This window comes from Streptomyces inhibens (assembly GCF_022221585.1).
Taxonomy (GTDB): domain Bacteria; phylum Actinomycetota; class Actinomycetes; order Streptomycetales; family Streptomycetaceae; genus Streptomyces; species Streptomyces inhibens.
Genome location: NZ_CP084681.1, coordinates 2,497,967 through 2,518,998, shown reverse-complemented (window position 1 = coordinate 2,518,998; position 21,032 = coordinate 2,497,967). Strand labels below are relative to the sequence as shown.

Here is a 21,032-nt window from a genome sequence, read left to right as displayed (position 1 = left end):
GTTCCGCGATGACCCCTCCACAGCACCCCAAGGGCGGACAGAACGGGCAGGGCGGACAGGACACGCGGGGCGGACAGGACGCACCCGATCCGTACCTGATCATCTCCTCCGACTGCCACGCCGGACTCCCCACCGAGGAGTACCGCCCCTACCTCGACGCCCGCTTCCACCGCGCCTTCGACGAGTTCCTCGGCGAGCGCGACGCCCGCCGCGCGGAGGCCACCCGGCTCGGCATCCGCAACGACGCCTTCGCCGCCAAGTGGTTCCAGGACAACGAGGAGGGCCTGCGCGGCGGCTGGGACACCGCCCAGCGCCTCAAGGAACTCGACGGCGACGGCGTGGCCGCGGAGGTGGTCTTCCCGGACGCGGATGCCGTCGACAGCGGGACGGCGGCCCCGTTCGGTGTGGGCCTCGGCCTCTCCGGGGACCAGGACCCCGACCTCGGCATGGCGGGCGCGCAGGCGCACAACCGCTGGCTCGCCGATTTCGTCTCCGAGCACCCCGAACGGCACTGCGGCGTCGCCCTGTTGCCGGTCACCGCCGACACCGGTCGGGTCGTGGCCGAGATCCACCGGGCCAAGGAGTCCGGGCTCGGCGCCCTGATGATCCCCTCCATGTGGGTCGACAAGGAGCCGTACCACGACCGCCGCTACGACCCCGTGTGGGCCGCCGCGGCCGAGTGCGCGATGCCCGTCGTCACCCACTCCGGAGCGGCGCCCCGCCATGAATACGGTGACCACCTCGGGATCTTCGTCTCCGAGGTGACCTGGTGGCCCGCTCGCCCCCTGTGGTTCCTGCTCTGGTCCGGCGTCTTCGAACGCCACCCGGGGCTGAAGTTCGGCGTCGCCGAATCCGGCTGCTGGTGGCTGCCCAACCTCCTGTGGTTCATGGACCGCCTCTATCTGGGCGCACACGGCGGCAAAAAGCTCTCCCCGTTCGCCGAGCTCAAACGCCCGCCGCACGAGTACCTCGACCGGCAGCTCTTCATCTGCGCCACCAACACCAAACGCCGCGAACTCGCCCAGCGCTACGAGATCGGCGTCGACAACATCCTGTGGGGCAGCGACTTCCCGCACCCCGAGGGCACCTGGCCCGACACCCGCGGATGGCTGCGGAAGACCTTCCACGACATCCCGGTCGCCGAGACCCGCCGGATGCTCGGCCTGGCCGCCGCCGAGGTCTTCGGCTTCGACACCGCCGAGCTGGCCCCGCTGGCCCGCCGTATCGGCCCCACCCCCGCCGAACTCGGCCAGCCCGCCGACCAGTCGGCGGTCGAGGCCTCCTGGGCCCGCTCACGTGAGGTCGGCCGCCACTGGCTCACCGACCACGACTTCCCGGTATGGGGGACCGAACAATGAGCCATCCACCACGGACCGAGCCCGGGGGCGACCGCTACACCGTCATCTCCGCCGACTGCCACGCCGGCGCCGACCTCCTCGACTACCGGCCGTACCTGGCCTCCCGGCACCACGAGGCCTTCGACGCCTGGGCGGCGACCTACGTCAACCCCTACGAGGATCTGCTCGCCGACACCGCCGACCGCAACTGGAACTCCGGCCGCCGGCTGGCCGAACTGGAGGCCGACGGTATCGTCGCCGAGGTCGTCTTCCCGAACACCATCCCGCCCTTCTTCCCCTCCGCGTCCCTGATGGCCCCGGCCCCCACCCGCGCGGAGTTCGAGCAGCGCTGGGCGGGCCTGCGCGCCCACAACCGCTGGCTCGCCGACTTCTGCGCGGACGCCCCCGGCCGCCGGGCCGGCGTCGCCCAGATCCTCCTCAACGATGTCGACGAGGCCGTACGAGAAGTCCGCCGCACCAAGGAGGCCGGCCTCACCGGTGGCATCCTGCTGCCCGGCACCCCGCCCGGCTCCGGCCTCCCCGAACTCCACTCCGAGGTCTACGACCCCCTCTGGGCGGTCTGCGCCGAGCTGGACGTCCCCGTCAACCACCATGGCGGCTCGGCCTCCCCGCCCCTCGGCGACGAACCCGCCGCCCGAGCCGTCTTCATGGTCGAAACGACGTGGTTCTCCCACCGCGCCCTGTGGCACCTCATCTTCGGCGGCGCCTTCCGCCGCCACCCGGGCCTCCGCCTCGTCCTCACCGAACAGGGCTCCGGCTGGATCCCCGGCGTCCTGGACATGCTGGACTACTACCACGGCCGCCTGGTCGCGGCGGCGTCCAAAGCCGCCACCGCGGAGTCCAAATTCGGCGTCGGCCTGGCCGCGGCCATGGGCAGCTCCCCGGCCGAGATCTGGCGCGACAACTGCTACGTGGGCGCCAGTTTCATGCGCCCGCACGAGGTCCCGCTCCGCCACCGCATCGGCCTCGACAAGATCATGTGGGGCAGCGACTACCCCCATGACGAGGGCACCCACCCGCACTCCCGCGAGGCCCTGCGCCTGGCCTACGCCGGCCTCCCCACCCACGAGACCGCCGCCTTTCTCGGCACCAACGCCGCCCACGTCTACGGCTTCGACCTCCACCACCTGGCCCCCCTGGCCGCCCGGGTCGGCCCCACCGTCACCGAGATCGCCGAACCCCTGGAGCAGATCCCCCCGACCGCCACCAGCCCGGCGTTCGCCCGGGGTGGGGCGGTGCGGGTGTGGTGAGGTGCGGCCTGGCTGGGCATCTGGATCCGGCATCGTCGGTACCCGTACCTGCTACCTACGCAAGGAGACGTAAGCGTGACCAAGACACCCGTCAACGCGGACTCCGGGTGGCCCGACGACGCGCTTGCCGCTGCCGGTAGGAGGCGCGCCCAGGCTCTCGCGGACTCGCGACGCTTGGCCCAAGACGGCGCCGTCGACATCGACTTCCTCATGGACAAGCGCGCCTACTGGCCCCGCCCGGACGGCGGTCGTGGCCGGCGGGAGTCGGCCGCGCCACCTCGCTCCTGAACGCGAAGCAACCGCGCCGTCTGCGCCACCTCAGCCACCGCACCGTCCTCGTCGACGTGCACACGGCGGAGTGTGGCGCCGGGCGTGCGGGCGGCGACGTCCACCAGACGGCCGTCGGTGAACAGTCCGGCCGCGCCGTCATCGATGGCCCAACCTCCCGGCAGCACACGGTCGTTGACGGCCGCAAGGTAGCCGGGCCGGCGTTGCGGCTCGCTGTCGTAGTGCGGGCACAGACTGCCCGGCAGCAGCCCCAGCCCGTCGGCGAGCGGCGCCGGCGGGCCGAAGGAGTCGGAGAACGCGTGCTCGAACCAGCAGCAGGCCCCGGCGCTGATGCCGCACAGCAGCACCCCGGCCTCGTATGCCTCGCGCAGGATCGTGTCCAGGCCGTGCAGCCGCCAGACGGCAAGCATGTTGGCGGTGTTGCCGCCCCCGACGTAGACGATGTCCTGCGCGAGGACGAACGCGCGCAGATCGCTCACGCTGCGCCGGAACAGCTCCAGATGGCTCGGTTCGCAGTCCCGCGCCCCGAACGCCGTGTGGAACCCCTCGATATACCCCGGCGCATCGCCGCTGGCGGTGGGCAGAAAGCAGACCTTGGGCCGGGTCCGCCCGGCGGCGTCCAGCACGAAGTCGTCGAGCAGCGTGTCGGGATCGTCGGAGAAGCCGCCGCCGAGCAGGGCGATGGTGGGTGCGGTGGTCATCGGACCTCGTTTCCGGTCGTCGAAGCGGGCTACCCGGGGTACGCGGTCACCCGCCAGCTGACAGCACGTCTCACATACTTATCGGTAACAACCTCTAGCGGCACCCCCCTCACCCCCCTTATCGTGCGGGGCATGCCGCACCTGCCCGATGTCGTGTTGTGGTCCGTACCGGCCTTTGTCCTGCTCACCGTGGTCGAGATGGTGAGCTGTCGCCTGCATCCCGATGAGGATGCGGCGGGCTACGAAGCCAAGGACGCGGCCACCAGCGTCGGCATGGGGCTGGGCAGTCTCGTGTTCGATGCGCTGTGGAAGATACCCATCGTGGCGATCTACGCCGCGGTCTACGAGCTCACCCCGCTGCGGATCCCCGTGCTGTGGTGGACGCTGCTGCTGATGCTGCTCGCGCAGGACTTCTTCTACTACTGGTCGCACCGCGGCCACCACGTCATCCGCGTCCTGTGGGCCTGCCACGTGGTGCACCACTCCAGCAAGAAGTTCAACCTCACCACCGCACTGCGGCAGCCCTGGACGACATGGACCGTCTGGCCGTTCTATGTGCCGATGGTCGCCCTCGGCGTACATCCGGCCGCGATCGCGTTCACCTCCGGTGTCAACCTCGTCTACCAGTTCTGGGTGCACACCGAGCGGGTCGACAAGCTGCCCCGGCCCTTCGAGTTCGTGCTCAACACGCCGTCCCACCACCGCGTCCACCACGCCTCGCAGGGCGGCTACCTGGACCGTAACTTCGGCGGGATCCTGATCATCTGGGACCGGATGTTCGGCTCGTTCGTCGCCGAGACCGAGCGGCCGGTCTATGGACTGACCAAGAACATCGAGACGTTCAACCCGCTGCGGGTGGCCACCCATGAGTACGCCGCCATCGCACGCGACGTACGGGCCGCGGGCAGTTGGGGCGAGCGCGCCGGGCGGGTGTTCCGCGGGCCGGGCTGGCAGCCGGCCGGGCGGACCGCGGCGGGGGAGCGCCGGGAGTCCCGGAAGGGGACCAAGGGGCGCGCCTCCGTCGAGGAGCCGGCCGCGTGACGGCCCGCTGGCCCCGGGGCGTACGGCCGCTGCTCGGGGCGTTCGCCGTGCTGGCCGTCGTCCACCTCGGGGCGCTGCTCGGGGGAGTCACGGCCGTCGCGCAGCTGACGAAGCCGGCGCTGATGCCGGTGCTCGCCGGATACGTCCTGGCGCGCGGCGGCCCCCGGCTGCTGGCCGGCGCGCTGCTGTTCGGCTGTGGCGGCGACACCTTCCTGCAGATCGGCGGGGACACCGTCTTCCTGGTGGGGATGGGCTCGTTCGCCGCCGGGCACGTCTGTTATCTGCTGCTGTTCGCCCGGCACGGGGCGCCGTACGGGCGCGGGCGGACCGCCGGAGCCGGTGCGGCCTACGCGGTCGTCCTGGCCGCCACCGTGGTGCTCCTGTGGCCGGACCTCCCGGCCGATCTGCGGATCCCGGTCGCCGGCTACAGCCTGCTGCTCACAGCGATGGCGTTCGGCGCACTGCGGGCAGGGCCCTGGGCCGCGGCCGGCGGACTGCTCTTCCTGCTCTCCGACACCTTGATCGCGAGTGGTATCGCTCACTGGCCACAGCTGCCGGCCCCGCAGTTCTGGATCATGCTCACCTATGCCGGGGCCCAGTTCGCGCTGGCCGGCGGCGTGCGCCGGGCCGCCGCCACCACAGCTCCGCGACCCGCGCCGAGCCCCGCTCCGGCGCTCCCCGAAGCGGGCGTCCCGTAGCGAGCGGCGGCCGGTGAACGCCCGGCCGGGGCGGCCGGATACGCCGCCGCTTGAGTCTCCCCCCGTGGGAGACCCGACAGTGGACGGCATGTACGAGGACGGCACGGGCCTGCTCACCATCGGCGCGCTGGCGCGCCTGACCGGCATCCCGGTCAAGACCATCCGGAATTGGTCGGACGCGGACCTGCTGCCGCCCGCCGCCCGCACCCCCGCGGGCTACCGGCTGTACGGCCCGGACGCCCCGCCCCGCCTGGAAATCGTGCGCAGCCTGCGCGAACTGGGCATCGGGACGGCGGCGATCCGGTCCGTACTGCACCGCGAGCTCCCCCATAGCCTGAACGGCATGGGGGGACCCCCATCGTTCGCCGAGACGGCGGCCCAGTGGGCAGACGCGCTGGACGCGCAGATCCTCCCCCATAGCCTGAACGGCATGGGGGGACCCCCATCTTGCGGCTGCAGCGCGCCGTGCTGCGTACGGTGGCCGCGCGGGGCAGCGCAGCAGAGGAGCTGCCGCACATGACCGAACTCGCCCGTCTGTCGGCCGCGGAACGCCGCCGGATCATCGCGGACTTCGTCGAGGACGCCCTCGACGGTGTGCCCGCCCCCGCCTACCGCAGCGGTCTGCTGGCCGCCACCCCCGACCTGCCCGACGACCCCACGCCCGAGCAGATCGGCGCCTGGATCGAACTGGCCGCGCTGGTCCGCGAGCCGGAGCTACGGGCCGCGCTGCGCCGGCTGGCCGAGTACGGCGCGCGTACGGCCCCCACGGCCGGGGAGCCCCGCGCGGCGGGGGAGACGGACGCGGCCGGGGAGCCCGGCGCCGTGGGGGAGACGGACGCGGCCGGGGAGCCCGGCACCGGGCAGGAGCAGGCCGCGGTGCGCGTCGCCGAGCTGATGCGGGAACGCGGCGAGGCGGCCGTCACGGCCGGTATCGCCCCGGACTCCCCGGCCGCCGAGCCCCTCGTCGCCGAGCTGATCGCCGCCTGGATCCCCACCCAGTCCGGCACCCCCGACCCGGCCACCGAGGACGGCCCGGCCGCCCGCGCCCGGCTGCTGGAACAGCTGGAGACCGCCGCCGAGCCGGCCGTCGAGCGCTACTGGCAGCTGCTGTGCACGGTCACCGGCCGGCCCGCCCCACCCCGCTGGGACACCGCGGGCACCTGGACCGCGGCCGCGCTGCGCGCCCATCTCCGGCCCGTCGGGCTGGACCGCTCGGCATTCGACGGCACCGACCCCGACCGCGTCCTGTACGCCTACGAGCAGGTGGCACGGGATGTCGCCGCCCTGGTGGCCGCCGTACGGCCGGCGGACCTCGATCTGCCGACGCCGTGCGCGGGATGGAGCGTGCGGCAGCTGCTCGACCACATGGTGTGGGAGAACCTGATGGCCACCTCGATCGCCGAGGACGATCCGCGCACCGACCACACCGCCGACCATCTCGGCGACGACCATGTCGCGGCCTTCACGGACTCGGCGCGCGCCGCCCTCGCCGCGTTCACCGGCAGCGGGATGCTGCACCGCACCTACGGTCCCTACGACGCGCCCGGCGCGATGATCGTCCAGCAGGTCGTGGTCGAACTCCTCGCGCACGGCTGGGACCTGGCGCGCGCGACGGGCGCGCCCACCGGGCTGGCGCCCCAGGTCGCCGAGGAGACCCTGGCGGCGGCGCGCCGGATCTACGGCGCCGCGCCGCGCACCGAGGGCAGCTCCTTCGCCCCGGAGCGCGCGGCCCCGCCCGGCGCGGGTGCCACCGACCGGCTGGCGGCCTTTCTCGGCCGCGCGCCGGGCTGATCCCGACGCACAAGGAGGGCCGGGGGCGTACCCCCGGCCCTCCCGGTACGGCTACTTCTGTTACTTCTTCACCGCATCCAGCGCATCGACGATGCCGTAGCCGAAGTGGCTGTTGACATGCTTGGTGCCGGTGCAGGTGGTGTCACCGGTGGGGCAGCCGGGGTTGTCGGCCTGCTCCTTGAGGAGCCACTGGATCTCCTGCGGGCTGGACTTGGGGTGCGCGCTCTTGAGCAGCGCCGCCACGCCCGCGACATGCGGGGTCGCCATGGACGTGCCGGCCAGGTACGCCCAGTCGCCGCCCGGCATGGTGGAGAGGATGTTGCCGTTCTTGGCGGGCAGCTCGGGCACCTGCTTCGAGTCGCCGCCCGGTGCGGCCACATCGATCTGGCCGAGGCCGTAGTTCGAGTAGGAGGACCTGAGCTTGTTGACGCCGGTCGCCGCGACCGTCACCGTGCCCGGCAGCTGGGTGGGAACGTCCCAGCAGGTCTTCGGGTTGATGGTGCGCTCGACGGGGGTCGAGTCGTTCGGGCTGGAGGCGTCCGGGAGCTTGGGGGCCGCCAGATCGAGGTTGGAGTTGCCCGCGGCGGCGATGTTGATCGCGCCCTTGCGCTGGGCGTAGCTCGCCGCGCGGCCGACCGCGTCGACGATGGCGGCCTGGTCGGCGTCGTCCTTGCAGTTGAACATCCAGGGGTCGACGTAGTAGCTGTTGTTGGTCACCTCCACGCCGTGGTCCGCCGCGAAGACGAAGGCACACACCACGCTCTCGGCGTAGAACAGGCTGGTCTCCGGCTCGCTGACCTTGATGGCGGAGATCTTCACGCCCGGGGCGACACCGGCCACGCCGACGCCGTTACGGGCCGCGGCGATCGTGCCCGCGACATGCGTGCCGTGGTAGTCGCTGTCCGGGTCCCAGGGGCGCCAGGCACCCTTGGACGTATCGGCCACACCGCCCACACAGTTGGCGGACTGCTTCGCGGAGAAGTTGGCCTTCAGATCCGGGTGGGTGTCGTCCACTCCGGTGTCGATGATGGCGACGGTGACGTTCTTGCTGCCGGGGTTCACCTTCGCGGCCTGGTCGGCCTTGATGGCGGGGAGGTCCCACTGCAGCGGTTCGAGCGGCTCCTCGCCGTTCGCCTTCGCCGCGCTGCTTGCCGCCTTGAGCTGGGACTTCGACAGGTCGATCTTCTGCGGCTTGCCGACGTCCGTGGTGCCCGACGCCTTCATCGGCGCGGTGCGGGTCGCGCCCGCGGTCTGTACGCCCGGCACCGTCCGTATGGTGGCGGCGAACTGCGGGTTGGCCGAGTGGACGACGATCACGCCTATCTGCTCATGGGCGATGATCACCTTCCCGCCGGCCTTGGCTATCGCCTTCTCCACCTTGCCGACCGCGGCATGGCCGGGCGTGGTGTTCACGACGTAGGACAGCAGCGGGCCGTCGGTCGTGACCGCGGCGGCCGGGGCGGAATCCTGGGACGCGGCGGTGGCCGCGTTCGGGAGGAAACCGAGAGACGCCGTCAGAGCCAGGCCGAGCGGTACGGCCAGCGCCCGCATGCGTCTGGATCGGGGATGGGCCATGGGGACTCCACATCATCCGTGAGACCGCCCGTGCGCGGGTTGCGCACGGGCGGATGCAGTGAGACGTGAAGTTATCGGCGATCAATGACGCACAGCAATGGAACGGGGAGAAAACCTGCCTCTGATACGGAATTGATGTGACATCAGCTGTTGTCGGGTCAGCCGATCCCGCGCCAGGGGGTGTTGCCTCAGCCGTTGCGCCGCAGGGTGGTGATGCTCAGCGGGGGCAGTGCGATCCGCGGGCCGTACCAGCGGCGTGCGGACGGGGCGGTCCCTGGCCGCGGCTCCGGCGGAGCGACGGTGAGCGGCGCCGGCAGCCGGACACTGCCGTACGGGGGCCGACGGGGAGCGGGTGGCTGCGGGGCCTGCTGGGGCGGCGGATTCACACCGGGCTCAACGAAGCGCCCCGCGCACGGTGGCGGTCGGCGCGGGCATTCCCTCGGTTTCTTCTGGGATTCAACCAACGCCCCCCTGTTGGATCGTGGGACACGGCTCTACCATTCGTGATCTACGTCACTCACGTGCGCTTTATCGTCGGCCTGGGCCGCTCCCGCGCGGATCCGTCGGGCGGCCCCGGGAACCAGCCACTTCGCGTCAGGAGACTCCGTGAGCGCCGCACCGACCACCGACCCGGGAACGCATGAGCCGCCCGACTACATCCAGGTGCAGTCGAGCGAGGAATTCGATGAACTCCGCCGCGCACACCGCTCGTTCGCCTTCCCGCTCACCGTCGCCTTCATCCTCTGGTACCTCGTGTACGTGCTGCTGTCGAGCTACGCCGGCGGCTTCATGGCCACCAAGGTGATCGGCCACCTCAACGTCGCCTTCGTCCTCGGCCTCGCCCAGTTCGTCACCACCTTCCTCATCGCCTGGTGGTACTCCCGGCACGCCGCCGCCAAGCTCGACCCCAAGGCCGAGGCCATCAAGTCCCGTCTGGAGGGCGACGCATGAACCTCACCCAGCAGCCGCTCGCGCTCCAGCTCGCGGCCGGTGGCGCGGGCGAGCACCGCGCCCTGATCATCACCCTCTTCGCGGTCTTCGTCGCCGCCACCCTCGCCATCACGGTCTGGGCCGGCCGGCAGACCAAGGGCGCGGAGGACTTCTACGCCGGCGGCCGGCAGTTCAGCGGCTTCCAGAACGGCCTGGCCATCTCCGGCGACTACATGTCCGCCGCGTCCTTCCTCGGCATCGCCGGCGCCATCGCCCTCTTCGGCTACGACGGCTTCCTCTACTCCATCGGCTTCCTCGTCGCCTGGCTCGTCGCACTGCTCCTGGTCGCCGAACCGCTGCGCAACTCCGGCCGGTTCACCATGGGCGATGTGCTCGCCTACCGGATGCGCCAGCGCCCGGTCCGTACGGCCGCCGGCACCTCCACCATCGTCGTCTCGATCTTCTACCTGCTCGCGCAGATGGCGGGCGCCGGCGCCCTGGTCACCCTGCTGCTGGGCATCACCAGCGAGGCGGGCAAGATCCTGGTCGTCGTCCTCGTCGGCATAGTGATGATCCTTTACGTCACGATCGGCGGGATGAAGGGAACCACCTGGGTCCAGATGGTCAAGGCGGTGCTGCTGATCGCCGGCACCCTGCTGATCACCTTCCTGGTGGCGCTCAAGTTCGACTTCAACATCTCCACGCTGCTCGGCGCCGCGGCGGAGAACAGCGGCAAGGGCTCCGCCTTCTTGGAGCCGGGCCTCAAATACGGCGCCAGCGCCACCTCGAAGATCGACTTCATCTCGCTGGGCCTCGCCCTCGTCCTGGGCACCGCGGGCCTGCCGCACATCCTCATCCGCTTCTACACGGTCCCGACGGCCAAGGCCGCCCGTAAGTCCGTGAACTGGGCGATCGCCATCATCGGCGTCTTCTACCTGATGACCATCGCGCTCGGCTTCGGCGCCGCGGCCCTCATCAAGCCGGAGGCGATCACCGCCGCCAACAAGGCGGGCAACACCGCGGCCCCGCAGCTCGCCGAGGTGATCGGCGGCGGTGCCGGATCCACCGGGGGCGCGGTGCTGCTCGCCGTCATCTCCGCGGTCGCCTTCGCGACGATCCTGGCGGTGGTCGCCGGCCTCACACTCGCCTCGTCGTCGTCCTTCGCCCACGACATCTACGTCAACGTCATCCGCAAGGGCAAGGCCACCGAGAAGGAAGAGATCGGCGCGGCCCGCTGGGCGACGGTCGGGATCGGCGCCGTCGCCATCGTCCTGGGCGTCTTCGCCCGCGGGCTGAACGTCGCCGGCCTGGTGGCGCTCGCCTTCGCGGTCGCCGCCTCCGCCAACCTCCCGACCCTCCTCTACAGCCTGTTCTGGAAGCGGTTCACCACCCAGGGCGCACTGTGGTCGATCTACGGAGGCCTCGCCTCCTCGGTCCTGCTGGTGCTCTTCTCGCCGGTCGTCTCCGGCAAGGAGACCTCGATGTTCCCCGGCGCGGACTTCGACTTCTTCCCGCTGGAGAACCCGGGCCTGATCTCCATCCCGCTGGGCTTCCTGCTCGGCTGGCTGGGATCTCTGCTCTCCAAGGAGGAGCCGGACGCCAAGAAGTACGCCGAGCTGGAGGTCCGCTCACTGACCGGGACCGGAGCTCACTGAGAGGGCCGTACCGAGCGGTCTGTACAGCGCCCAAGCGGGGCGGCGTCGTAGAGATCTACGAGGCCGCCCCGCTCACCTCGTGCTTCTCAGCTCTGCCCGCTGTCACACCCATCGCGTAGGCTCGAAGGAACAGTGATCCACCACTCTCGGGGAGGGGGCCCAGTGCTCATCGACACTTACGGTCGTGTGGCCACCGACCTGCGCGTTTCGCTCACCGACCGGTGCAATCTGCGGTGCACGTACTGCATGCCGGAAGAGGGCCTGCAGTGGCTTGCCAAGCCGGATCTGCTCACCGACGACGAAATCGTCCGGCTGATCACCATCGCCGTGCGCGATCTGGGCATCGAAGAGGTCCGCTTCACCGGCGGTGAGCCGCTGCTCCGCCCCGGCCTGGTCGGCATAGTCGAGCGCGTCGCCGCCCTCGCCCCACGCCCCCAGATGTCGCTGACCACCAACGGCATCGGCCTCCAGCGCACCGCCACCGCGCTGCGCGACGCCGGTCTCGACCGCGTCAATGTCTCCCTCGACACCCTGCGGCCGGACGTCTTCCAGACCATGACCCGCCGCAAGCGGCACGACGATGTGCTCCAGGGCCTGGAGGCGGCCCGCGCTGCCGGGCTGACCCCGGTCAAGGTCAACTCCGTGTTGATGCCGGGCCTCAATGACGACGAAGCCCCCGACCTGCTGGCCTGGGCGGTCGCGAACGACTACGAACTCCGCTTCATCGAGCAGATGCCGCTGGACGCCCAGCACGGCTGGAAGCGCGACGGCATGATCACCGCCGGTGACATCCTCGCCTCGCTGGGCACCCGCTTCGAGCTCACCCCCGAGGGCCAGGACGAGCGCGGCTCCGCGCCCGCCGAGCGCTGGATCGTCGACGGCGGACCGCACCGCGTCGGTGTGATCGCCTCCGTCACCCGCCCGTTCTGCCGCGCCTGCGACCGCACCCGGCTGACCGCCGACGGCCAGGTCCGTACGTGCCTGTTCGCCACCGAGGAGACAGATCTGCGCTCGGCCCTGCGCTCCGACGCCCCTGATGACGAGATCGCGCGCATATGGAAGCTCGCGATGTGGGGCAAGAAGGCGGGCTCCGGCCTGGACGACCCGTCGTTCCTGCAGCCCGAACGTCCGATGTCCGCCATCGGCGGCTGAGTCGGCGCCGTCAGCGCCCGGCTGCCGACGCCTCCCACTCCTCCAGCGTCACCACGTCCTTGAGGAAACCGCGTACGCCGAGGAACTGCGACAGATGCTCCCGGTGCTCCTCACAGGCCAGCCAGGTCTTGCGCCGGTCCGGCGTGTGCACCTTCGGGTTGTTCCAGGCCAGCACCCATACGGCGGGGGCGCGGCAGCCCTTGGCGGAGCAGATGACGGCGTCGTCCGCCACGTCGTCGGAGCCGGGGAGGTTCGGGAGATTCACGGCCTCAACCCTACGTCCTGCGACCCTTGACCCGGTGCCGCGGACATGACGACGCCGGGCAGCCACGGGGGGAGCCGCCCGGCGTCGGTCCGTCGCTCCGACGGGGGATGCGGAGCGCGTACGCAGTATGTCACGCGCAATGGTGCGCAGTGCACCGGAACTCCATGATTGATCTGAGCTTTTCTTGAGCTTTGCAGACCGGGTGGTGATCAGTCGGCGTCGCGCCGCGGCGTGGATGCGCCCGCCGCCGACTGCTCCGGAACGGATTCCGCCGAGCCGTCGGAGTCGCCCGGCGGCAGCATCGGCCGGGTCGGCCCCGCGACGAACGTCTTCGGGAGCGAAGGGGCGTTCTCCCGGCCCGCGTTGGCGATCACCACCGCGATATACGGCAGCGTCAGGCCCAGCACCAGCGTCGCAATGGCAACCGGGCGCTCGACGTTCCACAGCACGACGGTCAGCACCACGGCCACCGTGCGCACCGCCATCGAGATCACATACCGCCGCTGCCGTCCGCGCACGTCCTCGGACAGGCCCTGCCGGGCCCCCGTGATCCGGAAGGCCTGGCCGCTGCTCTGCTTCCGCATCACGTTCCACCACCCGCTCAGTCGTGCCGGATTCTCCCCGGTTTCCGGTCGGTTTCTACGGTACGCCGCAGCTGCGACGCCTTCGAGACCGGGGCATGCCCCCGTTCGGCCGGGGTCCGCCAGGACGGTTTGCGTACGACCAGCTCCGGCGTGCGGCGTAGCCGATGCGGAGCGACACTGACGGGGCGACCCTCACGTGCGACCTCACGTGCACCGCGCCGCAAGAGGAGGCGACATGACGTGGTTGTGGGCCATCATCGTGGGCCTGGTGCTGGGCCTCATCGCGAAGGCCGTCATCCCGGGCAAGCAGCAGATCCCGCTGTGGCTGACCGTGATCTTCGGCATGCTGGGGAGCGTCCTCGGCAACTGGCTGGCCACCGGCATCGGGGTCAATGAGACCAGGGGCATCGACTGGATCCGCCATCTGCTGCAACTGGTCGGCGCGGTCCTCATTGTCGGCATCGGCGACCGCCTCTGGGTGTCCATGCGCGGCCACAAGAGACGGACCACCTCCTAGGGCCGCACGACATACGAAGGCGGCCGGTGCGCACCCTCGCGCACCGGCCGCCCGCACATCTGCCGTGTCAGCGGCCGTCGAGCTGCGCCAGCTTCCGGCCGGCCTTCAGGTACGCGACCCCGGCCATGTCCGCCAGCTTCTCGGCCAGCACCTCGGCCAGCGGCCGGACCGAATCGGCCTCCGCGAGCACCACGGTCTGCTGACCGCCCTCGCCCTCCACGACCAGCCGCAGCGCATTCTGCTTGGCCAGCCGCCGCGCCGCCGAGGCGCTCGGCGTGAACTCCAGCACCTTCGTCAGCACCGTCGCCACCGTCTCCGCGCCGTGCGCGGCGACATCGACGACCGGCAGCGACTCCACGTCGGAGAACGACTTCTTGGAGAACTGCGCGATGAACCCGGCCCGCGCCGCCATCGCCGCGTCCAGGCCGTACAGCGCCGCCACGACCTCGCCCGCGAGGATCTTCTTGAGGTCCATCGGGTGCAGCGAGCGGTCCGCGACCCGGCCCAGGACGAGCGCGATCTCCTCGTCCGTCCACTCCGTCCAGGCCTTGAGGTACGGCTCCATCAGCCGGTCCGGCACCGACATGATCTTGCCGAAGACATCGTCGGCCGGCGCGCCCAGCCCGACGTAATTGCCCTTGGACTTGGACATCTTGGCGCCGGTGCCGTCCGTGCCCTCGATCAGCGGCATGGTCACCACCAGCTGCGGCCGCTGCCCGCGCAGCTCCATCAGCTTGCGGCCCATCTGCAGATTGAGCAGCTGGTCGGAGCCGCCCAGCTCCACATCGCACTCCAGCGCCACCGAGTCCAGGCCCTGCGCGACGGGGTACAGCAGCTCCGTCATGGTCAGACCGGAGCCGGCCGCGAGCCGGTTGCGGAAGTCCTCGCGCTGCAGCAGCTGCGAGGCCGGCACCTGGGCGAGCAGCGAGAGGAGCTCGGGGAAGGTGTACGGCGCCAGCCACTCGCTGTTCTGCCGGAAGCTGACCTTCTCGAAGTCGAAGAAGGGGCGCACCTGTTCGCGGTACGTGGCGAGATTGTGCGCGATGTCCTCGTCGGTCAGCGGCGGGCGCTCGGCCGTACGGCCCGACGGGTCGCCGATCTTGGCGGTGAAGTCACCGATGATCAGCGTGACGTCGTGGCCCAGCCGCTGGAAGCGGCTCAGGACGATCAGCGGCACCGCATGCCCGAGGTGCACATCGGTCGCCGTCGGGTCGATGCCCAGCTTGATGTGCAGACCCTTGCCGGCCGCCCGGCGCTCCTCGATCCGCTCGGCCAGCTTCTCCACGCCCGGCAGGACCTCGACCGTACGGGCCGCGATCAGCTCGGCCTGCTCCTTGGCGGGCAGATCCGTCAGATCGAGATAGCGCCGCGCACCCGTCTCCTGGAGCAGCTCCTGGACCGTGGCGTCCGAGGAGAGGTCGGCGGAGAGCAGCGTGGTGGCGCGGGCGACGGATTCGCCGAGGCGTGTCATGGCGTTCCTGATCGATCGGAATTTCCCGTGAGGGAGGACAGGGCGTCCCAGAAGGGACAGGGCAGAAGTCTATGGCCATGGCACCGGGACCCCCGCACGGGTTTACGCACGTGGGCCCCGGCGCACAACGAGATCCGCCCGCTCACACCCCTTGGCTGACCGAACTCATGTTGAAGTCCGGAATGCGCAGCGCCGGCATCGCGGCGCGGGTGAAGTAGTCGCCCCACTCACGCGGCAGGGTCGGCTCCGTACGGCCCGCCTCCACCGCCCGCGACAGCAGGTCCACCGGCGACTCGTTGAACCGGAAGTTGTTGACCTCGCCGACCACCTCGCCGTTCTCCACCAGGTAGACGCCGTCCCGGGTCAGACCGGTCAGCAGCAGCGTCGCCGGGTCGACCTCGCGGATGTACCACAGGCAGGTCAGCAGCAGCGCGGGACCGTCGTGTCCGGCGGCCGCCACCATCTCGTCCAGCGAGCGTGAACCGCCGCCCTCCAGAAGGAGGTTGTCGATGCCCGGTGCCACCGGGAGGCCGGTCAGTCCGGCGCTGTGCCGGGTGGTCGGCAGCCGGTTCAGCACGCCCTCGCGCACCCAGTCGGTGGCGGTCAGCGGCAGCCCGTTGTCGAACACCGACGCATCGTCGCCGGAGGAGTGCGCCAGCACGAACGGCGCGCACTCCAGCCCCGCCGCCCGCGGGTCGCTGCGCAGGGTCAGCGGCAGCTCGGTGAGCCGCTCGCCCACCCGGGTGCCCGCCCCGGGCCGCTCCGCCTCGTCGTCGTCGGCCGGCCGGGAGAAGACCGTACGGCCCTCCGCGGCGTCCCGGGCCCCGGACGACCAGTACTGGTAGATCAGCAGGTCGGCGACCGCGGTCGGCGGCAGCAGCGTCTCGTACCGCCCGGCGGGCAGCTCGATCCGCCGCTTCGCCCAGCCCAGCCGCCGGCCCAGCTCGGCGTCCAGCTCCCGCGGATCGACGTCGGTGAAGTCGCGGGTCGCGCGCCCGGCCCAGGCAGAGCGGGGTGCGGCCGCGCCGGAACCTGCCGACTTGGCGTTCAGCTCCAGCGTCCCGGTGGGCTGGTCGTGCCGCAGCCGCAGGCCGGCCGAGGTGCCCAGATACGACGAGACGACGCCGTGGTGGGCGAAGCCGTACAGCTCACGGCCGCCGGAGCGGGCCTGCTGGAAGGACTCGCCCAGGGCCGGCGCGAACGCCGCGAAGACGTCCGAGGAGGTCTCGGCGGGCGCGTCGGTGAAGTCGGCGGACGCCTTCTCGCCGCCGACCAGCGGCTGGGCGTCCTCGGCGGGCCCGGCGTCCCTGGCGGCCGCCTCCGCGGCCCGTACCAGCGGCTCCAGGTCGTCCGCGGTCACCGCGGAGCGCGAGACCACGCCGGACGCGGTGCCCTGCCCGCCGTCCACGGTCGCCACGACCGTGAGGGTGCGGCCGCGGGCGACGCCGTTGGTGGTGAGCGCATTGCCCGCCCAGCGCAGGTTGGCGCTGGAGTGCTCGTCGGCGATGACCACACAGCCGTCGGCCCGGGAGAGCTCCAGGGCCCGCTCGACGATCTCGTGCGGCGTGCTCTTACGAGACGTACGCGTGCTCATCGACCGGCCTCCTGCGTCGTGTTCAAGATGTTGACGCCCTCGAACAGGGCGGACGGGCAGCCGTGCGAGACGGCCGCGACCTGGCCCGGCTGGGCCTTGCCGCAGTTGAAGGCGCCGCCCAGGACATAGGTCCCCGGGCCGCCGACCGCGGTCATCGAGCCCCAGAAGTCGGTGGTGGTCGCCTGGTAGGCGGCATCGCGCAGCTGCCCGGCCAGCCGCCCGTTCCGGATCGCGTACGCCCTCTGCTGGGTGAACTGGAAGTTGTACCGCTGCATATCGATCGACCAGGAGCGGTCGCCGACGACATAGATGCCCCGCTCCACCCCCGAGATCAGCTCCTCGGTGGACGGCCCGTCCGCCGCCGGCTGCAGCGAGACATTGGCCATCCGCTGGACCGGCACATGGCTGGGCGAGTCCGCGTACGCGCACCCGTTGGAGCGTGAGAAGCCCGTCAACTTCGCGATTCTGCGGTCGAGTTGATAGCCGACCAGGGTCCCGTCCTTGATCAGGTCCCAGGACTGCGCGGCCACCCCCTCGTCGTCGTAGCCGATCGTCGCGAGCCCGTGCTCGGCGGTCCGGTCACCCGTCACATTCATGATCTCGGAGCCGTACGCCAGCTTCCCGAGCTGGTCGAAGGTGGCGAACGAGGTCCCCGCGTACGCCGCCTCGTAGCCCAGCGCCCGGTCCAGCTCGGTCGCGTGCCCGATCGACTCATGGATCGTCAGCCACAGATTGGAGGGATCCACCACCAGGTCGTAGGTGCCGGCCTCGACGCTCGGCGCGCGCATCTTCTCGGCGAGGTACTCCGGGATCCGGGCCAGCTCACCGTCCCAGTCGTAGTGCTCGCCGGTCAGGTACTCCCAGCCGCGCCCGACCGGCGGGGCGATGGTGCGCATCGAGTCGAAGTCGCCGCTGGCCGCGTCCACCGCGACCGCCGTCAGCTGCGGATGCAGCCGCACCCGTTGCTGCGTGGTGCTGGTGCCCGTGGTGTCCGCGTAGAACTTGTTCTCCTGGACGGTCATCAGCGAGGCGTCCGCATGGGCCACGCCCTCGGCGGCCAGCAGCCGCGAGCTCCACTCCGCCAGCAGCCCGGTCTTGTCGGCGTCCGGCACGTCGAACGGGTTGATCTCGTATGCGGAGACCCAGGTCCGGTCCGGATACGAGGGTTCCGCCGCCAGCTCGACCTTCTCGTCGGAGCCCGCCGCCTTGATCACCTTTGCCGACAGCTTCGCCATCGCCACGGCCTGCGCGGCCACCCGCGCCGCCGCGTCCATCGTCAGATCCACCCCGGAGGCGAAGCCCCAGGCCCCGCCGTGCACCACCCGCACCGCGTACCCGAGGTCGGTGGTGTCCGAGGTCCCGGCCGTCCGGGCGTCCCGCAGTCGCCAGGAGGCGCTGCGGATCCGCTCCAGGCGGAAGTCCGCGTGTACGGCGCCCAGTGCGCGGGCCCGGGCCAGTGCGGCGTCGGCCAGCGCGCGCAGCGGCAGTGCGACGAACGTTTCGTCAAGGGCATGGGGTGCAGCAGGCAAGGCGTCCTCCCGTGGTCGGCGCCTGCATCATGCCTTGTGGCGCGCCCTCGGCCCAGTGCACACCGGTGTGCGGCATGGCGAGCCGGCCGTCGGGGCGCGTGCGCCGGCGCCGGTGCGACACGGCCGACGGGTACCACCGGCGGGAGGGTTCCGCCGTGGTTCTGTGGAGACCCGACAGTGACCGGCGCGTGTGCCTGTCCGTGCTCGATTCCACGTAAGGGCGCCGTGACCGATAGTTTCGTATCGAACGCAGGACGGACAGAAAACGGAAAGGGTGATCTCTTGAGCCGCTCGGTTCTGGTCACCGGAGGTAACCGCGGCATTGGCCTCGCCATTGCCCGTGCCTTCGCCGAGGCAGGCGACAAGGTCGCCATCACCTACCGCTCGGGCGAGCCGCCCGCGGGGTTTTTGGCCGTGAAGTGCGACATCACGGACAACGAGCAGGTCGAGCAGGCGTACAAGGAGATCGAGGAGAAGCACGGTCCGGTCGAGGTGCTGGTGGCCAACGCCGGCGTCACCCGTGACCAGCTGCTGATGCGGATGTCCGAGGAGGACTTCACCTCGGTCCTCGAGACCAACCTCACGGGCACGTTCCGGGTGGTCAAGCGCGCCAACCGGGCGATGCTGCGGGCCCGTAAGGGCCGGGTCGTACTGATCTCGTCCGTGGTCGGCCTGATGGGCGCCCCGGGCCAGGCGAACTACGCCGCCTCCAAGGCCGGTCTGGTGGGCTTCGCCCGCTCGCTCGCCCGGGAGCTGGGCAGCCGCAACATCACCGTCAACGTCGTCGCGCCCGGCTTCGTCGACACCGACATGACCCGGGTGCTCACCGACGAGCAGCGGGAGAACATCGTCAAGCAGGTGCCGCTCGCGCGGTATGCGCAGCCCGAGGAGATCGCCGCCTCGGTCCGCTTCCTGGCCTCCGACGAGGCCGCGTACATCACCGGAGCCGTCATTCCTGTCGACGGCGGATTGGGCATGGGTCACTGATCAGCATGAGTGGAATCCTTGCAGGCAAGCGCATCCTGGTCACGGGTGTTCTGACCGAGTCGTCGATCGCGTTCCAGGCGGCCAAGGTCGCCCAGAACGAGGGCGCCGAGGTCATCCTCACCGGCTTCGGCCGGCTCTCCCTCGTCGAGCGGATCGCCAAGCGGCTGCCCAAGCCTGCCCCGGTCATCGAGCTGGACGTCACCAACCAGGAGCACCTGGACGGGCTGGCGGACAAGATCCGTGAGCACCAGGGCGAGGGCGCCCGTCTCGACGGCATCGTGCACTCCATCGCCTTCGGCCCGCAGGGCGCCTTCAACTTCCTGGAGGCGAGCTGGGAGGACGTCAGCACCGCGGTCCAGGTCTCGGCGTACTCCTACAAGTCGCTGACCATGGCCTGCCTGCCGCTCATGGAGCACGGCGGCGCGATCGTCGGCCTGACCTTCGACGCGCAGATCGCCTGGCCCAAGTACGACTGGATGGGCGTGGCCAAGGCGGCGCTGGAGGGCACCAACCGCTACCTGGCGCGTGACCTGGGCCCCAAGGGCATCCGCTGCAACCTGGTCTCGGCCGGTCCGATCAAGTCGATGGCCGCCAAGTCGATCCCCGGCTTCGAGGAGCTGGCGGACGTGTGGAACCACCGCGCCCCGATCGGCTGGGACCTGGCCGACCCGGAGCCGGCCGGCCGTGGCGTCGTCGGCATGCTGTCCGACTTCTTCCCGCGGACGACCGGTGAGATCGTGCACGTCGACGGCGGCGTGCACATGATGGGCGCCTGACGCCCACCGCGCATCCGTACTGCCCGCTCCGGTCCGCCGGGGCGGGCAGTACGCGTTTCCGGCGCCGTTCCCCCCGCGGTCAGCCACGCTCCACGAGGCTGAGCCGGCAGCCGAAGGGGTGCGCGCTCGCCTCGGCGGCGGCGCGGTCGCCGTCGCCCGCGCGGATCGCCTCCACCAGGCGGGAGTGGTCCATATGCGCCTCGGGCCGCAGCTCCTCGCCCACATCGGCCCGCAGGAAGTCGCGCAGCACGCCGCCGAGGTCGGCGTAGATCTCGGCCAGCACCTCGTTGTGCGAGGCCGCCACGACCGCCATGTGCAAGGTCGCGTCCGCCTCCACGAAGGCTCCCGCGGCACCGGACTCCCAGGCCCGCTCGCGCCGCTCCAGCAGTGTGTCGATCTGCCGCAGGTCCTGTTCGGTGCGGCGGCGCGCGGCGAGCCGGGCGGCCGCCGCCTCCAGGGCGCTGCGCAGCTCGGCGACGTGCCCGGGCTCGGCGGCCGCGAACCGGCGGTTCATCACGCCGGCCAGCTCGCTGGTCGCCACCACGTATGTGCCCGAGCCCTGCCGGATGTCCAGCAGCCCGTTGTGCGCCAGCGCGCGGACGGCCTCACGGACGGTGTTGCGGGCCACCCCGAGCTGCTCGACGAGCTCCGGCTCGGTCGGGATACGGGATCCCACCGGCCACTCACCGGACGTGATCTGGGCGCGCAGCTGCGCGATCACCTGGTCGGCGAGCGCGGACCGGCGGGGCGAGGTCAGAGGCATGGCTGCGCTCCGGTGTGCAGGGGTGGACGGACGGCGGCGGCGCGGCGCCCGGCAGATCCTTCCGGTGCCCGGCGCCGACCGGGACAGCAGAGGCTATCGATATCGGC

At 71.1% G+C, this 21,032-nt stretch carries 21 protein-coding genes; 12 read left to right on the top strand and 9 right to left on the bottom strand.

Annotation, left to right across the window (positions count from 1 at the left end):
* Nucleotides 1–8 precede the first annotated feature (8 nt).
* Both KI385_RS11715 and KI385_RS11710 read left to right on the top strand, forming a co-directional pair.
* Nucleotides 9–1,358: an amidohydrolase family protein gene (locus tag KI385_RS11715; RefSeq protein WP_238572130.1), complete on the top strand. Its 1,350-nt coding sequence runs from the start codon at nt 9–11 to the stop codon at nt 1,356–1,358.
* Entirely contained in the window at nt 1,355–2,608 is a 1,254-nt protein-coding gene (locus tag KI385_RS11710) for an amidohydrolase family protein (protein ID WP_238572129.1), read from the top strand. The genes KI385_RS11715 and KI385_RS11710 overlap by 4 nt, the downstream gene beginning before the upstream one ends.
* A gap of 224 nt (nt 2,609–2,832) precedes the next feature.
* On the opposite strand, the gene KI385_RS11705 is transcribed toward KI385_RS11710, so the two are convergent.
* Nucleotides 2,833–3,597: a Type 1 glutamine amidotransferase-like domain-containing protein gene (locus KI385_RS11705; RefSeq protein ID WP_238572128.1), complete on the bottom strand. Its 765-nt coding sequence runs from the start codon at nt 3,595–3,597 to the stop codon at nt 2,833–2,835.
* Between the two features lie 132 nt (nt 3,598–3,729).
* On the opposite strand from KI385_RS11705, the gene KI385_RS11700 reads away from it, so the two are divergent.
* From KI385_RS11700 to KI385_RS11685, 4 genes are all read left to right on the top strand, one after another.
* The gene (locus KI385_RS11700; RefSeq protein ID WP_238572127.1) at nt 3,730–4,638 is read left to right on the top strand and encodes a sterol desaturase family protein; all 909 of its coding nucleotides are present in this window, start codon (nt 3,730–3,732) and stop codon (nt 4,636–4,638) included.
* Nucleotides 4,635–5,336 carry a lysoplasmalogenase gene (locus KI385_RS11695; RefSeq protein WP_238572126.1) on the top strand — a complete coding sequence of 234 codons (702 nt, stop codon included), beginning with the start codon at nt 4,635–4,637 and terminating at the stop codon, nt 5,334–5,336. Before KI385_RS11700 ends, KI385_RS11695 begins: the two co-directional genes overlap by 4 nt.
* Nucleotides 5,337–5,400: 64 nt before the next feature.
* Nucleotides 5,401–5,856, top strand: a complete 456-nt coding sequence (locus tag KI385_RS11690; protein ID WP_238572125.1) for a helix-turn-helix domain-containing protein — start codon at nt 5,401–5,403, stop codon at nt 5,854–5,856.
* The gene (locus KI385_RS11685) at nt 5,784–7,127 is read left to right on the top strand and encodes a TIGR03086 family metal-binding protein (protein WP_238572124.1); all 1,344 of its coding nucleotides are present in this window, start codon (nt 5,784–5,786) and stop codon (nt 7,125–7,127) included. The genes KI385_RS11690 and KI385_RS11685 overlap by 73 nt, the downstream gene beginning before the upstream one ends.
* Nucleotides 7,128–7,187: 60 nt before the next feature.
* Here the strand turns inward: KI385_RS11685 and KI385_RS11680 are convergent, their stop codons facing one another.
* Complete coding sequence (locus KI385_RS11680) at nt 7,188–8,702, bottom strand: S8 family serine peptidase (RefSeq protein WP_238572123.1); 1,515 nt, start codon at nt 8,700–8,702, stop codon at nt 7,188–7,190.
* Nucleotides 8,703–8,890: 188 nt separating this feature from the next.
* Nucleotides 8,891–9,088, bottom strand: coding sequence for a hypothetical protein (locus tag KI385_RS11675; protein WP_238572122.1), 198 nt, complete (start codon nt 9,086–9,088; stop codon nt 8,891–8,893).
* A 220-nt stretch (nt 9,089–9,308) separates the two neighbouring features.
* On the opposite strand from KI385_RS11675, the gene KI385_RS11670 reads away from it, so the two are divergent.
* The 3 genes from KI385_RS11670 to moaA all read left to right on the top strand — a co-directional run bounded on the left by KI385_RS11670 (nt 9,309) and on the right by moaA (nt 12,439).
* The gene (locus KI385_RS11670; RefSeq protein WP_238572121.1) at nt 9,309–9,653 is read left to right on the top strand and encodes a DUF485 domain-containing protein; all 345 of its coding nucleotides are present in this window, start codon (nt 9,309–9,311) and stop codon (nt 9,651–9,653) included.
* Nucleotides 9,650–11,287 carry a solute symporter family protein gene (locus KI385_RS11665; RefSeq protein ID WP_238572120.1) on the top strand — a complete coding sequence of 546 codons (1,638 nt, stop codon included), beginning with the start codon at nt 9,650–9,652 and terminating at the stop codon, nt 11,285–11,287. Before KI385_RS11670 ends, KI385_RS11665 begins: the two co-directional genes overlap by 4 nt.
* Before the next feature lie 162 nt (nt 11,288–11,449).
* Complete coding sequence (gene moaA, locus KI385_RS11660) at nt 11,450–12,439, top strand: GTP 3',8-cyclase MoaA (RefSeq protein WP_238572119.1); 990 nt, start codon at nt 11,450–11,452, stop codon at nt 12,437–12,439.
* Nucleotides 12,440–12,449: 10 nt separating this feature from the next.
* On the opposite strand, the gene KI385_RS11655 is transcribed toward moaA, so the two are convergent.
* Both KI385_RS11655 and KI385_RS11650 read right to left on the bottom strand, forming a co-directional pair.
* Nucleotides 12,450–12,704: a hypothetical protein gene (locus KI385_RS11655; RefSeq protein WP_238572118.1), complete on the bottom strand. Its 255-nt coding sequence runs from the start codon at nt 12,702–12,704 to the stop codon at nt 12,450–12,452.
* Between the two features lie 209 nt (nt 12,705–12,913).
* A complete protein-coding gene (locus KI385_RS11650; protein ID WP_238572117.1) occupies nt 12,914–13,288 on the bottom strand; it encodes a DUF3099 domain-containing protein in 375 nt (124 codons plus the stop codon).
* Nucleotides 13,289–13,523: 235 nt separating this feature from the next.
* Between KI385_RS11650 and KI385_RS11645 the strand changes: the two genes are divergently transcribed.
* Complete coding sequence (locus tag KI385_RS11645) at nt 13,524–13,805, top strand: GlsB/YeaQ/YmgE family stress response membrane protein (RefSeq protein WP_238572116.1); 282 nt, start codon at nt 13,524–13,526, stop codon at nt 13,803–13,805.
* A 67-nt stretch (nt 13,806–13,872) separates the two neighbouring features.
* Here KI385_RS11645 and tyrS read toward each other — a convergent pair whose 3' ends face one another.
* The 3 genes from tyrS to KI385_RS11630 form a co-directional block, all read right to left on the bottom strand.
* Nucleotides 13,873–15,276, bottom strand: coding sequence for a tyrosine--tRNA ligase (gene tyrS, locus KI385_RS11640; RefSeq protein ID WP_238572115.1), 1,404 nt, complete (start codon nt 15,274–15,276; stop codon nt 13,873–13,875).
* A 142-nt stretch (nt 15,277–15,418) separates the two neighbouring features.
* On the bottom strand, nt 15,419–16,870 hold the full coding sequence (locus KI385_RS11635) for a metallopeptidase TldD-related protein (protein WP_238572114.1): 1,452 nt from the start codon (nt 16,868–16,870) through the stop codon (nt 15,419–15,421).
* The gene (locus KI385_RS11630) at nt 16,867–18,399 is read right to left on the bottom strand and encodes a TldD/PmbA family protein (RefSeq protein ID WP_238572113.1); all 1,533 of its coding nucleotides are present in this window, start codon (nt 18,397–18,399) and stop codon (nt 16,867–16,869) included. Before KI385_RS11630 ends, KI385_RS11635 begins: the two co-directional genes overlap by 4 nt.
* Nucleotides 18,400–18,681: 282 nt before the next feature.
* Between KI385_RS11630 and fabG the strand changes: the two genes are divergently transcribed.
* Nucleotides 18,682–19,386, top strand: coding sequence for a 3-oxoacyl-[acyl-carrier-protein] reductase (gene fabG, locus KI385_RS11625; protein WP_128511136.1), 705 nt, complete (start codon nt 18,682–18,684; stop codon nt 19,384–19,386).
* A 5-nt stretch (nt 19,387–19,391) separates the two neighbouring features.
* On the top strand, nt 19,392–20,162 hold the full coding sequence (fabI, locus tag KI385_RS11620; RefSeq protein WP_128511135.1) for an enoyl-ACP reductase FabI: 771 nt from the start codon (nt 19,392–19,394) through the stop codon (nt 20,160–20,162).
* A gap of 79 nt (nt 20,163–20,241) precedes the next feature.
* On the opposite strand, the gene KI385_RS11615 is transcribed toward fabI, so the two are convergent.
* Nucleotides 20,242–20,925, bottom strand: coding sequence for a FadR/GntR family transcriptional regulator (locus KI385_RS11615; RefSeq protein ID WP_238572112.1), 684 nt, complete (start codon nt 20,923–20,925; stop codon nt 20,242–20,244).
* Nucleotides 20,926–21,032: the final 107 nt, after the last annotated feature.